This window comes from Burkholderia sp. SIMBA_062 (assembly GCF_046534765.1).
Taxonomy (GTDB): Bacteria; Pseudomonadota; Gammaproteobacteria; order Burkholderiales; family Burkholderiaceae; genus Burkholderia; species Burkholderia ambifaria.
In genome coordinates this window covers 389140-402384 of the sequence record NZ_JAWRYD010000001.1, presented here as the reverse complement: position 1 = coordinate 402384, position 13245 = coordinate 389140, and the positions used below count along the sequence as shown (strand labels likewise).

The window sequence follows — 13245 nt, the reverse complement described above, 5'->3', positions numbered from 1 at the left end:
GCTTCATTTGCCGTGATCAGCTTATGGCGGGACTTGCACCCGCAGGAGTGCGCCCATGCTGGGCGCACATGAAAAAGGGCCTGCGCGAGACAGGCCCTTCGTTTCGAGTTTCAGCGGTCCGACCGGTGTGCGGCGTTCAGAACGACGCGACCATCGAGCCCTTGAATTGCTTCTTGATGAATTCCCGCACTTCCGGCGACTGGTACGCCTTGACCAGCTTCTTCACCCACGGCTGGTCCTTGTCCTTCGCGCGCACGGCGATCACGTTCGCGTACGGGCTCGTCAGCGATTCGAGCGCGATCGCGTCCTTGGTCGGCTGCAGGTTGGCGGCGAGCGCGTAGTTCGTGTTGATCACGGCCGCGTCGACGTCCGACAGCACGCGCGGCAGTTGCGCGGCGTCAAGCTCGGAGATCTTCAGCTTCTTCGGGTTCTCGGCGATGTCGAGCACCGTCGCGTTGTTGCCGCCCGTGCCGGCGCCCGCCTTCAGCTTGATCACGCCTTGCGTCTGCAGCAGCAGCAGCGCGCGGTTCTCGTTCGACGGATCGTTCGGCACCGCGAGCTTCGCGCCCTGCGGCAGGTCCTTCAGCGACTTGAACTTCTTCGAGTACACGCCGATCGGCGAGATGTAGGTCAGGCCCGCGGTGACAAGCTTGTAGCCGCGCTGCTTCACCTGGCTGTCGAGGTAGGGCTGGTGCTGGAAGCTGTTCGCGTCGAGGTCGCCCGAATCGAGCGCCGCGTTCGGCTGCACGTAGTCGTTGAACTCGACGACCTTCACGTTCAGGCCTTCCTTCTCCTTCGCGACCTTCTGCACGACCTGCCACACTTCCGAATCCGGACCGGCCACCGTGCCGACCTTGATCACCTTGTCTTCGGCGTGCGCGCCAGCCGACAGCGTCAGCGCGGCACCGGTGGCCAGCACGGAAAATACCTTCAGGAGACTGCGACGCTTCATCTGTTTCTCGCTTTCTTGCTAACTGAAAATGGGGCGCGATACGGGTATGCCCGGACTCGCAGGAAGGGGCAAATGGTGTCACAGGATCGGCCGGAAGTGAAATACATCCCGCTCATATGGGTATGCACCGCGGCAGTGCTCCCAGGGTGCGGGCGTTCGGCCGTTAGTTGCATTTCAGCGAAGGCCACCGGTATCGCCGACCCGGAATGCGCCGATCGCGCCGCGCAGCCGCCCGGCCTGCTCCTGAAGCGACGCCGCAGCCGCGGCGGCCTCCTCGACGAGCGCCGCGTTCTGCTGCGTGACCTGGTCCATCTGCGTGACCGCGCGCCCGACCTGCGTGATGCCGCTCGCCTGCTCTTCGGACGCGGCCGCGATCTCGCCCATGATGTCGGTCACGCGCGCGACCGCCTGCAGGATCTCGCCCATCGTCGTGCCGGCCTGGCCGACCAGCGTCGAGCCGTTGCGCACGCGCTCGCCCGAAGCGACGATCAACTCGCGGATCTCCTTCGCGGCCGTCGCGCTGCGCTGCGCGAGCGAACGTACCTCGCCCGCGACCACCGCGAAGCCGCGCCCCTGCTCGCCGGCGCGCGCGGCCTCGACCGCCGCGTTCAGTGCGAGGATGTTGGTCTGGAATGCAATGCCCTCGATCACGCCGATGATGTCGGCGATCTTGCGCGAGCTGTCGTCGATCTCGCCCATCGTGCCGATCACGCGGTTCACGACGTCGTTGCCCGCCCGCGCGATCTCCGACGCATTGTTCGCGAGCCCGCTCGCCTGCCGCGCGTTGTCCGCGTTCTGCTTCACCGTCGCGGTCAGTTGCTCCATGCTCGCGGCCGTTTCTTCCAGCGAGGCGGCCTGCTCCTCGGTGCGCTGCGACAGGTCGTCGTTGCCGGACGCGATCTCGCGGCTCGCCGACGCGATCGATTCGGCCGACTGGCGGATCCCGCCGATCGTCGCCTGAAGGCGCGCCTGCATGTCGCGCATCGCCGCCATCATGCTCGTGCTGTCGCCCGCGCGCACCGGTACCGGCCGCGTCAGGTCGCCCTGCGCGATGCGGCTCGCCAGCGCGGCCGCTTCATCGGGCTCGCCGCCGAGGCTGCCCCGCACGTTGCGGATGATCACGAGCATCGCCGCGCTGATCACGAAGCCGATCACCAGCACGACCGCGAGGTGACCAAACAGCGTCCGGTAGTAGACGGTATCGATGTCCTTCAGGAATACGCCGCTCGAGATGTTCCAGTCCCACGGCGCGAAGCGCGTGACGTAGCTGATCTTCGGCACCGCGGTCTCGCTGTGCGGCAGCCGCCCACGATACCCGGCGAAGCCGCTGCCGGTCGCCTTCGCGGCGTTCAGGATCGTGACGAACAACGGCTTGCCGTCCGGATCGAGATAGTCGCCGACCTGCGTGCCGACCAGCTTCGGCAGCGTCGGATGCATCAGCACGACGGGTTTCGAATCCATCACGAACACGTAGCCGGACTCGCCGTAGCGCATCGCCGCCAGGCTCGCGAGCGCGTCGCGCTTCGCGTCGGCCTCGGGCAGCGTGCCGCTTTGCGCGAGCGCGTGATAGGCGTTGACGATGCCGGCCGCCGATTCGACCAGGTTGGCGATGCCCGCCTTGCGTTCGGCGAGCATCGTCGCGCGCGTCTCGTACGCGCTCCATGCGCCGACGCCGAGTAGCCCGACCCATACCAGCGCAAGCGCAAGCCACAGCTTGCGGTTCAAACTCATTCTGTTCATCTGCGTGCCTCGTCGTCGAAGTCGATGCCGCGATGCGCGCGAACGGCCGGTCGCGCGCAAACGGTTGCCCCCGTATTTACGGCAGCGAGACTTACAACTTGAATACACGTGGCCCGCACACGACGGCCGGCACGACACGCAGCGGCCGCTGTGCTAAAAAGACCGGCTGGCCGGCGCGACACGCGCCGGCGACATTCCGGGGCCATCCATGTACGTCATCGACATCCATTACAACGCGTCGCTCGAGCGCATCGACGATGCGCTCGAGCGCCACCGTGCGTATCTGCAGCCGCTGTTCGAGCGCGGCATCTTCATCGCGGCGGGGCCGAAGGTGCCGCGCGAAGGCGGCGTGATCCTCGCGGCCCGCATCGATCGCGACGAACTGGACGCGATCCTCGAGACCGATCCGTTCGTGACCGAAGGGCTCGCGACGTATCGCGTGACCGAATTCAAGATCACGCGTGCCGCGCAGGGTTTCAACGTGCCGGCGCTGCCGTAACGCGCTCGAGCGCCTGCACAAGCACGCCGACGCAGCAGGGGCGAGGCGGTGAAGGCAGATCAGGGAAAGAGGGAAGCATGCGTGACGGCGCGTCGCGGCCGTCACGCGTGTCGCCGGGCGGGCGCCCGGGCGATGCGGCGCGCGCCGCTCAGTCGACCAGCAGTTTCAGGTCGTGGACCCACGGGCCCGGGCCCTGGCCATCGCGCACGAACAGGCGCAGCTTGCCGTCGCGATCGAACACGTAGCTCGCGGCGGTGTGATCCATCGTGTAGCTGCCGGGCGTCTTGCCGGGCACCTTCGCGTAGTACACGCGGAAATCCTTCGTGACCTTCTTGAGCTGCGCTTCGTCGGCCGGCCGCAGGCCGATGAACGACGGATCGAACGCGGGCACGTACTGGCCGAGCAGCGCGGGCGTGTCGCGCTCCGGATCGACGGTGACGAACAACACCTGCACGCGCTTCGCGGCGTCGGGCCCGAGCTGCTTCAGCGCCTCGGACAGTTCGGCCATCGTCGTCGGACATACGTCCGGACAGTGCGTATAACCGAAGAACATCACGACGGCACGCCCCTTGAAATCGGCGAGCGTGCGCACCTTGCCGGCCGTGTCGGGCAGCGAGAAATCGCTGCCGAACTGCGTGTTGCCGGTGATGTCGAGATTCTGGAATTTCGGCGCATTGTCGCAGCCCGCGAGCAGCGTGGCTGCCGCGAATGCGCATGCGAGCATCCAGCCTTGGCGCGCGCGGCGCCCGAACCGTGAATGGAGCATTGCGTTCAAACCGTGCGGTTACACGCCGAGCAGCGGGCGCGCATAGTGATCGACGAGCAGCGCGGCGAACAGCAGCGACAGATAGACGATCGAGTAGCGGAAAGCCTTGCGGGCGAGTTCGTCCGAATAATCGCGGTAGATCTTCCACGCATACGCGAGGAACACCGCGCCGAGCAGCACCGCGCTCGCCAGGTAGACGACGCCGCTCATCCCGGAGATGAACGGCATCAGCGTGACCGCGAACAGGATCACCGTGTACAGCAGGATGTGCAGTCGCGTGAATTTCTCGCCGTGCGTGACCGGCAGCATCGGCAGGCCCGCGTTTTCGTAGTCCTTGCGGCGATAGAGCGCGAGCACCCAGAAATGCGGCGGCGTCCACACGAAGATGATCAGCACGAGGATCCACGCGTCGCCGGGCACCGCGCCGGTGACCGCGGCCCAGCCGAGCGCCGGCGGCATCGCGCCCGACGCACCGCCGATCACGATGTTCTGCGGCGTCATCGGCTTGAGCAGCAGCGTATAGATCACCGCGTAGCCGACGAACGTCGCGATCGTCAGCCACATCGTCAGCGGGTTCGTGAACGTATAGAGGGTCCAGGCGCCGACGCTGCCGAGCACGGCCGAGAACAGCAGGATCTGCGGGGTCGTGATCTCGCCGCGCGCGGACGGACGCCACGCGGTGCGGCGCATCATCGCGTCGATCTTCTGCTCGACGAGGCAGTTGATCGCGAATGCGGCGCCCGCCAGCAGCCAGATGCCGATGGTGCCGCCGATCAGCACATGCCACGGCACCATGCCCGGCGTCGCGAGGAACATGCCGATCACCGCGCAGAACACCGCGAGCTGCGTGACACGCGGCTTCGTCAGCGCCATGTACTGCGAAAACCGGCTACCGGGCGATTGGGAAAGGGTGCTTTGCATGGGGACGGTCACGCCGGGGCGGCGTCGCGCGCGGGCTGCACGACACGGCCGGGGCGGCTTGAAAGGATGCGAAAGTTTAACATGACGACGAGCAGCAGCAGGATCGCGGCGCCGCCGTTGTGCGCGACGGCAACCGGCAGCGGCCACTGCAGCACGATGTTGGTGAGGCCCGTCAGGAACTGCAGCACGACGACCAGCAGCACGCCGTTCGCGGGCCGCCGCAGCGACTCGAAGCGGCGCATCTTCAACGCGAACGCGGCCAGATACGCGACGACGACGAACGCGAACGTGCGGTGGGTCCAGTGGATCGCGACCAGCGCGTCCTGCGTGATCGCGTCGCCGTCCTTCGTCATCCCGAGCGCGCGCCACAGATGGAAGCCCTGGCCGAAGTTCATCGACGGAAGCCACTGGCCGTTGCAGGTCGGGAAATCGGTACACGCGAGCACCGCGTAGTTGGTGCTCACCCAGCCGCCGAGCGCGATCTGCACGACCAGCAGCACCAGCGCCGCGAGCGCGGCCGCGCGGTAGCGGCCGGCCTCCGGATCATGCGACGGCAGCGGCGTCTGCCGCGCCGCGAGCCAGCCGAGCGTGCCGAGCAGCGCGAGACCGAGCAGCAGGTGGGTCGTGACGATCACCGGCTGCAGCTTCATCGTGACCGTCCACGCGCCGAACACGCCCTGCACGACGATCAGCAGCAGCAGGCTCGTCGGCCACCACGGCGACACGTGCAGCGGGCGGCGGCGCAGCCGCGCGGACCATGCGATCACGACCTGCGCGATGATCAGCACGCCGATCGCCATCGCGAAATAGCGGTGGATCATCTCGATCCACGCCTTCGTCATGCTGACGGGGCCGGTCGGCATCGCCTGGTGCGCGGCCGTGATCGCGGCGTGCGCGATGAACGGCGACGACGTGCCGTAGCAGCCGGGCCAGTCCGGGCAGCCGAGCCCCGAATCGGTCAGCCGCGTGAAGCCGCCGAACATCACCAGGTCGAGCGTGAGGAACGTGGTGATCCACACCAGCTTGCGGAACTTGTCGTCGTCGGCCTTCACCCACACGTACGACAGCGGCAGCAGCGCGATGCACAAGCCGATCAGGCCGAGTTGCAGTAGATACGACATCGAATGGTTGCCTCGTTGTCTCGCCTTAGCCGATGCTCGACCACTTCAGCAGCTTCGTGACGTCCGCCTTGATCTTGCTGGGGTTCGGGTTCTTCGGGAAACGCATCATCAGGTTGCCGCTCGGATCGACCATGTAGATGTGGTCGCTGTCCTTCGTGCCGGCGTCGGCCGGCAGCCAGGCCGCGATCGCGGCCGGATCGGCGACCAGCCGGCGCGTGTCCGGATAGGCTTCCAGCACCTTCGGCGGCACCGCGCCCGCATCGCTGCGCAGCCACACCATCGTGAGCCGGTGTCGCTCGCCCGCCTGCGTGACGCGGATCTGGCGCATGAAATAGAGCTTTTGCGCGCATGCGTCGTCGCACGCGCTGCCGTCGGTCATCACGAACAGCCACACGCCGCGCAGCGACGACAGCGGCACCGTCTTGCCGGTTTCGTCGGTGACCTGCAGGTCGGCCGGGATCGGCCGCTGCGGCTCGATCAGCGTGCCGTAGTTGGTCGAGCCGCCCTTCGGCTTGATCACGTAATAGGTGAAATACGACGCGAGTATCGGCGCCGCGCACACGAGCCCGAGCAGCACGAGCATCCAGCGGCCGCGCTTGCGGGCCGCCGGCGAAACCGGCGCCGCGGCCGGACCCTGACGGGAAGATTGCATGGACAAATCAGACCTCTCGAAACGAACCCGCGGCGCCGCCGCCGCGTCCTGGCATGGCGCTCACGCGCCGGCCGACTTCTTCGCCGCACGCCGCGCGGCGTACAGGCCGAAGCCGAGCGCGGCGGCCGCCATGGCCCACCACTGAAACATGTAACCGTAATTGCGCTCGACGCCGGTCGTCGCCGCCGGCCAGTCGCGCACGAGTTTGTCGCCGTCGTCGCTCGTCTGCTGGATCACGAACGGCTGCAGCGGCAGCCCCGATTCCTTCGCATACGCGGCGATGTCCAGGTTCTGCCGGATCTTCTGGTGCGCGGCCGAGCCGCCTTCGCCGAGTTCGAACGCACGCGACGCGTTGGCGCGCGCGATGCCTTCGATCTCGATGTCGCCGGCGGGCGTCGCGAACGGCTCGATCGCCGTGCGATCGGCGATGTTGCGCGGCAGCCAGCCGCGGTTCACCAGCACGACGCCGCCGCCCGAGAGTTTAAACGGCATCACGACGTAAAAACCCGGCTGGTCGTTATACGGCCGATTGTCGAGGAACACCGCCTGCTCCGGCAGGAAGCGGCCTCTCGCCCGCACGCGGTGGAACTCGATCGACGCGAGCGGAATCGGCTGCGCACCGACGTCGACCGGCGCCGCGTGCTCGTAGCGCACGATGCTCGCCTGCAGCGCCTCCTTCTGGTGCGCGCGGTCGCGCTGCCAGAACCCGAGGCGGATCGTGACCGCGACGACGACGAGAATCAGCAGCGCAGGCAGCCAGCGGATCTTCATCGGGCCGCCCGCCGGGCGCATTCGCGAAAGCGAAGTGCGATAATTATCCTCTTCCTTTCGAATTGCCGTCGTCCGGTTCGTGTCATGCACATCCTCGTTCCCATCGCCTTCGTCCTCATCATCGCCAGCATGGGCTCGGCGCTCTACTTCATGATGCACGACCGCGGCCATACGAAGCGCATGGTCTGGTCGCTGGCCACCCGCGTCGGGCTGTCGGTGTCGCTGTTCCTGTTCATCCTGTTCGCGAACTGGATGGGCTGGATCCATTCGACCGGCCTGCCGATCGGGCGTTGATGCATTCGTCACGACGGCTGCCGTGACATATCGCCGCATGGCGGCGCCACCAAGCAAAAGCGCCGCCTGACTGAGTCGCGGCGGCGCCGGGGGCGTCGAGCGCTAGCAGCCGGCCGCTGCGTCGCCTTCGCCAATGAAAACGGCCCGCGCATCGCTGCGCGGGCCGTTGTTCCATTTACAGCCAGTAGACGACGACGTACAGGCCGAGCCAGACGACGTCGACGAAGTGCCAGTACCACGCGGCGCCTTCGAATGCGAAGTGGTGATCCGGCTTGAAGTGGCCGCGGATCATCCGCACCAGCACCACCGCGAGCATCGTGCCGCCGAGGAACACGTGGAAGCCGTGGAAGCCCGTCAGCAGGAAGAACGTCGAGCCGTACACGCCCGAGTTCAGCGTCAGGTTCAGTTCGTTGTACGCGTGGTAGTACTCGAAGCCCTGCAGGAACAGGAAGCAGATACCGAGCGCGAGCGTCGCGGCCAGCCACGCGATCGCCTTCTTGCGGTAATTGTCGCGCAGCGCGTGGTGCGAGATCGTCAGCGTCACGCCCGACGACAGCAGGAACGCGGTGTTCAGCGTCGGGATCGGCCATGGGCCCATCGTCTTGAAGTGACCGGCGAGCGCGGCGGGGCCTTCGTTCGGCCACACGGCGGAGAAATCCGGCCAGATCAGCTTGTAGTCGAGGCTGCCGAGCTGGTGCAGCGCGATTTCACGCGCATAGAACAGCGCGCCGAAGAACGCGCCGAAGAACATGACTTCCGAGAAGATGAACCAGCTCATGCTCCAGCGGTACGACTTGTCGACGTTCTTGCCGTAATGTCCGCCTTCCGACTCGGCGATCGCGTCGCCGAACCAGTGATACAGCGTGAAGAGCAACCACAGCAGGCCGAGCAGCGCCGTGTACGGCGCCCAGTCGTGACCGTTGATCCACAGCGCCACCGATCCGAGCATGACCAGCAGGCCGATGGCCGCGCTGATCGGATGCTGCGACGGATGCGGCACGAAATAGTACGGGGTCTGGTTTTGACCGCTCATGCTTGATTCTCCACTTCAGTCCAATTTGTGTACCGGAAACCGCTCCGGCTGTATTTCTTGCGCGGCGCGACCGCCGCCGCTCTTTCCCGCACGCGGCGCCCGGGCGCCACGCACTGCATTCTTTCGTGGCCGCGGGCCTCAGCCCACGACCGCACGCACGATCAGGATCAGCACGCCGATGAACACACCGGCCGCGATCAACGCGACGATCAGCACGTGCAGCGGATTGAGCTGCGTCGCATCGGCCTCCAGGTCGCGCCGCTTGCGCACCCCGAAGAACGACCACAACACCGCCCGCAACGCCTGGCCGAACGACCCGCTCCGCTTGGTCTCCGTCATCGCCCCGTCTCCTTTCTTATGCGTCCGGTTTGGCCGCGCCCTGCGCTGCCGTCGTGCGCGGCGCCGGCGCCGGTTCGGCCGGCGTATTCAGTTCGAAGAACGTGTACGACAGCGTGATCGTCTTCACGTCCTTCGGCAGCTTCGGATCGATCACGAACACCACCGGCATCTTGCGCGACTCGTTCGCGGCCAGCGTCTGCTGCGTGAAGCAAAAACACTCGATCTTCTTGAAGAACTCCGTCGCCTGCTTCGGCGCGTAGCTCGGAATCGCCTGCGCCACCACCGGCCGGCCCTGCCCGTTGGTCACGTCGTAGACGATCGTCGTCAGTTCGCCCGGATGCACGTCGAGGCTGTTGTGCTCCGGCTTGAAACCGAGCGGGCCGCGCGCATTCGCATCGAACTCGACCGACACCGTGCGGCCATAGTCGACCTGCGAGTTCTTCGCCTCGCGTTCGCTGACATCCCGCTGCACCAGGTTGTTGATGCCGGTGATCTGGCAAATCGCGCGATACATCGGAATCAGCGCGAAGCCGAAGCCGAACATCAGTCCGGCCACGACGAAGAGCTTCACCAGCATCGAACGATTGAACGCGCGATCGGCGGCGCCCTCTTCCGGCTTCGACATACGACGACTTCCTCGCTACTGCGTCAGTTACTGCATCAGTGGGTGGACAGCCACCACTGCTTGATCACGACACCCACAAAAAAAACGGCGGCGATGACGAGCAGGATGAGGCCGAGCCGCTTGTTGCCCGCGCGAATCTGCTCGGGCGTTCGTCTTTCTTGTGGATTCCGGGTCATCTGAAACTTCGCTGAAACTCGATTCCGCGCCCGCCGCGCCTGCCTGCGCGGCAGGCTGCGGCGGAACGCCGGGTGAAACTTATTCGACGTGGGGCGGTTGCTCGAACGTGTGGAACGGAGCCGGGCTCGGCACCGTCCACTCGAGGCCCGTCGCGCCATCCCACGGCTTGTCCGACGCCTTTTCCAGCTCGCCGCCGCCACGGTAGGCCGGCAGCGCGACCGCGAACAGGAAGTACACCTGTGCGAGGCCGAAGCCGAATGCGCCGATCGTCGCCACCTGGTTGAAGTCCGTGAACTGCGCCGGGTAGTCCGCATAGCGGCGCGGCATGCCCGCGAGACCGACGAAGTGCATCGGGAAGAACGTCAGGTTGAAGAAGATCATCGACGCCCAGAAGTGGATCTTGCCGCGCGTCTCGTTGTACATCCAGCCCGTCCACTTCGGCGCCCAGTAGTACCAGCCCGCGAACAGCGCGAACAGCGACCCGGCCACCAGCACGTAGTGGAAGTGCGCCACCACGAAGTAGGTCCCGTGGTACTGGATGTCGAGCGGCGCCATGGCCAGCATCAGGCCCGTCAGGCCGCCGAACGTGAACACGAACAGGAAGCCGATCGCGAACAGCATCGGGGTTTCGAAGGTCATCGAGCCGCGCCACATCGTCGCGAGCCAGTTGAACACCTTCACGCCCGTCGGCACCGCGATCAGCATCGTCGCGTACATGAAGAACAGCTGACCGGTGACCGGCATGCCCGTTGCGAACATGTGGTGCGCCCAGACCATGAACGACAGGATGGCGATCGAAGCCGTCGCATACACCATCGAGCTATAGCCGAACAGCGTCTTGCGTGCGAACGCCGGGATCACCTGCGACACGATCCCGAACGCCGGCAGAATCATGATGTACACCTCGGGGTGGCCGAAGAACCAGAAGATGTGCTGGTACATCACCGGATCGCCGCCGCCTGCCGCGTTGAAGAATGACGTGCCGAAGTGGCGGTCGAACAGCACCATCGTGATCGCGCCTGCCAGAACCGGCATCACGGCGATCAGCAGGTAGGCCGTGATCAGCCACGTCCATGCGAACATCGGCATCTTCATCAGCGTCATGCCCGGTGCGCGCATGTTCAGGATCGTCACGACGATGTTGATCCCGCCCATGATCGACGATGCGCCCATGAGGTGGACCGCGAAGATCGCGAAGTCCATGCCCGGGCCCATCTGCGTCGACAGCGGTGCGTACAGCGTCCAGCCGGCGGCCGTCGCGCCGCCCGGCGCGAAGAACGAACCGACCAGCAGCACGGCCGCGACCGGCAGCAGCCAGAAGCTGAAGTTGTTCATCCGCGCGAATGCCATGTCGGACGCGCCGATCTGCAGCGGGATCATCCAGTTCGCGAAGCCGACGAACGCCGGCATGATCGCGCCGAACACCATGATCAGGCCGTGCATCGTCGTGAGTTCGTTGAAGAACTCCGGACGCATGATCTGCAGGCCCGGCTCGAACAGCTCGACACGGATGCCGAGGGCCATCACGCCGCCCGACAGGAACATGATGAACGAGAACAGCAGGTACAGCGTACCGATGTCCTTGTGGTTGGTGGCGAACAACCAGCGCCGCCAGCCGTGCGGTGTTTCGTGCGCGTGGTCGTCGTGCGCGTGGTCCGCGACTACGTCGTGCCCGATGCTAGACATGAGAATCTCCTAATGCGAATACGTCGACTAACTCAGCGACACGTCAAGCCGCCGGCCCGATCTCGACTCGCCGGGCTTCCTTCGTGTCAGCCCCGCCCGTGATCGTTTCCGGCTTTTTGAGAATAATGTGGTCTTCCGCCACGCCTGCTGCCTTCAGCGCGTCGCGCACGGCCTGTGCACGATGCTTGGCGAGTTCGGCGTTCGCGTCGGCCGAGCCCGTCTTGTCGGTGAAACCCGACAGCGCGAGCTTCGCGTCCGGATGTGCCTTCGCATAGTCGGCCGCCGCGGCGATCGCCGCCTTCGCGTCGGCCGGCAGCACGCTCTTGCCCGTTTCGAAGTAGATGGTCGACAGCGCGGTCGATGCCGGCGCTGCCGCCGATGCCGCCGCCGACTGCTCGGCCGCGCCCGACGCGGCTTGCGCCGGTGCCGAGGCCGCTTCGGCAGGTGCCGCGGCGCCTGCCGTGTCTTCCGGCATCTTGCCGTTGCGCGCGTCAGCCACTTGCTTCGGCTGCAGCAGATCGTTCTTGTGGTTGCCCCACGAGTTGCGCTCGTACGTGACGACCGATGCGATGTCGAGGTCCGACAGCGACGCCCACGACGGCATCGCGCCCTTGCCGTGCAGCACGCGCTCGACGTGGCCGGCGATCGGGCCGTTCACGATCGGGCTGCCGTCCATCGCCGGGAATGCGCCGAGGCCCTTGCCGCTCACCTGGTGGCAGGCCGCGCAGTTCGCCTTGTAGACTTCCTCGCCGTGCGCGACGAGTTCGGCCATCGTGTAGACCTTGTTCGGATCGACCGGCGCGCCGGCCAGCTTGGCCTTCTGCGCGGTGACCCACTTCGCGTAGTCGTCGTCCGACAGCACAACGACTACGACCGGCATGAACGCGTGTTCCTTGCCGCACAGCTCGGTACAGAAGCCGCGGAACGTGCCGACCTTGTCGGCCTTGAACCACGTATCGCGCACGAAGCCGGGGATCGCATCCTGCTTCACGCCGAATGCGGGCACGTACCACGAGTGAACGACGTCGTTCGCGGTCGTGATGATGCGGATCTTCTTGTTGACCGGCACGACGAGCGGGTTGTCGACTTCCTGCAGGTACGTCTCGGTGATCGGCTTCTTGCCCATCACTTCGTCACGCGGCGTGCTGAGCGTCGACAGGAAGCCGATGCCCTCGCCCGGGCCCTTCACGTAGTCGTAGCCCCACTTCCACTGGTAGCCGGTGACCTTGATCGTGAGATCGGCGTTGGTCGTGTCCTTCATCGCGACGACGGCCTTCGTGGCCGGCAGCGCCATCAGCACGACGATGACGAACGGCACGATCGTCCAGATGATCTCGACGGTCGTGCTTTCATGGAAATTGGCGGCCTTGTGGCCTTTGGATTTGCGGTGCGCGAAGATCGAATAGAACATCACGCCGAACACGCCGACGAAGATCACCGTACACAGGATCAGCATCATCGTGTGGAGATCGTAGAGCTCCTCGGCGATCTTCGTGACCGGCGGCTGAAAGTTGATCTCGTTGACGCGGGGGCCGCCCGGGCTATCACCGACCGCCAGAGCAGCGCCGGCAAAGAGCAATCCGCTGCATGCCAGCACGCCCGTGAGGGCTCGCTTGATTGTTTTCATAGCATCCTTACCCAAAATTTCCATTCAAACCCCTCCCCCGTC

15 protein-coding genes are annotated in these 13245 nt (G+C 65.8%); 2 read left to right on the top strand and 13 right to left on the bottom strand.

The window, feature by feature from the left end:
* Positions 1-136: 136 nt before the first annotated feature.
* Entirely contained in the window at positions 137-952 is an 816-nt protein-coding gene (locus SB786_RS01870) for a MetQ/NlpA family ABC transporter substrate-binding protein (protein WP_410725920.1), read from the bottom strand.
* 174 nt (positions 953-1126) lie between these two features.
* Complete coding sequence (locus SB786_RS01865; RefSeq protein WP_410725919.1) at positions 1127-2692, bottom strand: methyl-accepting chemotaxis protein; 1566 nt, start codon at positions 2690-2692, stop codon at positions 1127-1129.
* Positions 2693-2900: 208 nt separating this feature from the next.
* Here SB786_RS01865 and SB786_RS01860 point away from each other — a divergent pair, with 208 nt between their 5' ends.
* The gene (locus SB786_RS01860) at positions 2901-3191 is read left to right on the top strand and encodes a YciI family protein (RefSeq protein ID WP_410725918.1); all 291 of its coding nucleotides are present in this window, start codon (positions 2901-2903) and stop codon (positions 3189-3191) included.
* A gap of 148 nt (positions 3192-3339) precedes the next feature.
* Here the strand turns inward: SB786_RS01860 and SB786_RS01855 are convergent, their stop codons facing one another.
* Genes SB786_RS01855 through SB786_RS01835 form a run of 5 tightly spaced genes read right to left on the bottom strand, consistent with a single transcriptional unit; the run spans position 3340 to position 7422 of the window.
* Positions 3340-3957: an SCO family protein gene (locus SB786_RS01855; protein ID WP_006760736.1), complete on the bottom strand. Its 618-nt coding sequence runs from the start codon at positions 3955-3957 to the stop codon at positions 3340-3342.
* Positions 3958-3975: 18 nt separating this feature from the next.
* Positions 3976-4878, bottom strand: a complete 903-nt coding sequence (gene cyoE, locus SB786_RS01850) for a heme o synthase (protein ID WP_410725917.1) — start codon at positions 4876-4878, stop codon at positions 3976-3978.
* Between the two features lie 8 nt (positions 4879-4886).
* The gene (locus SB786_RS01845) at positions 4887-5999 is read right to left on the bottom strand and encodes a COX15/CtaA family protein (RefSeq protein ID WP_410725916.1); all 1113 of its coding nucleotides are present in this window, start codon (positions 5997-5999) and stop codon (positions 4887-4889) included.
* Positions 6000-6024: 25 nt separating this feature from the next.
* Positions 6025-6651, bottom strand: coding sequence for an SCO family protein (locus SB786_RS01840; RefSeq protein WP_410725915.1), 627 nt, complete (start codon positions 6649-6651; stop codon positions 6025-6027).
* Between the two features lie 60 nt (positions 6652-6711).
* A complete protein-coding gene (locus tag SB786_RS01835; protein WP_410725914.1) occupies positions 6712-7422 on the bottom strand; it encodes an SURF1 family protein in 711 nt (236 codons plus the stop codon).
* Between the two features lie 84 nt (positions 7423-7506).
* On the opposite strand from SB786_RS01835, the gene SB786_RS01830 reads away from it, so the two are divergent.
* Positions 7507-7716, top strand: coding sequence for a twin transmembrane helix small protein (locus SB786_RS01830; RefSeq protein WP_006752055.1), 210 nt, complete (start codon positions 7507-7509; stop codon positions 7714-7716).
* Between the two features lie 175 nt (positions 7717-7891).
* Here SB786_RS01830 and SB786_RS01825 read toward each other — a convergent pair whose 3' ends face one another.
* From SB786_RS01825 to coxB, 6 genes are all read right to left on the bottom strand, one after another.
* Positions 7892-8749: a cytochrome c oxidase subunit 3 gene (locus SB786_RS01825; RefSeq protein ID WP_006760731.1), complete on the bottom strand. Its 858-nt coding sequence runs from the start codon at positions 8747-8749 to the stop codon at positions 7892-7894.
* Positions 8750-8887: 138 nt separating this feature from the next.
* Positions 8888-9088 carry a DUF2970 domain-containing protein gene (locus SB786_RS01820; RefSeq protein ID WP_006760730.1) on the bottom strand — a complete coding sequence of 67 codons (201 nt, stop codon included), beginning with the start codon at positions 9086-9088 and terminating at the stop codon, positions 8888-8890.
* Between the two features lie 16 nt (positions 9089-9104).
* Positions 9105-9713 (bottom strand): cytochrome c oxidase assembly protein, encoded by a 609-nt coding sequence (locus SB786_RS01815; protein WP_410725913.1) that lies wholly within the window; start codon positions 9711-9713, stop codon positions 9105-9107.
* A 35-nt stretch (positions 9714-9748) separates the two neighbouring features.
* Positions 9749-9889: a cytochrome oxidase small assembly protein gene (locus tag SB786_RS01810; RefSeq protein WP_034179107.1), complete on the bottom strand. Its 141-nt coding sequence runs from the start codon at positions 9887-9889 to the stop codon at positions 9749-9751.
* Between the two features lie 79 nt (positions 9890-9968).
* Positions 9969-11576 carry a cytochrome c oxidase subunit I gene (ctaD, locus tag SB786_RS01805; RefSeq protein WP_410725912.1) on the bottom strand — a complete coding sequence of 536 codons (1608 nt, stop codon included), beginning with the start codon at positions 11574-11576 and terminating at the stop codon, positions 9969-9971.
* Positions 11577-11619: 43 nt separating this feature from the next.
* The gene (gene coxB, locus SB786_RS01800) at positions 11620-13227 is read right to left on the bottom strand and encodes a cytochrome c oxidase subunit II (protein ID WP_410725911.1); all 1608 of its coding nucleotides are present in this window, start codon (positions 13225-13227) and stop codon (positions 11620-11622) included.
* Between the last annotated feature and the right edge of the window lie 18 nt (positions 13228-13245).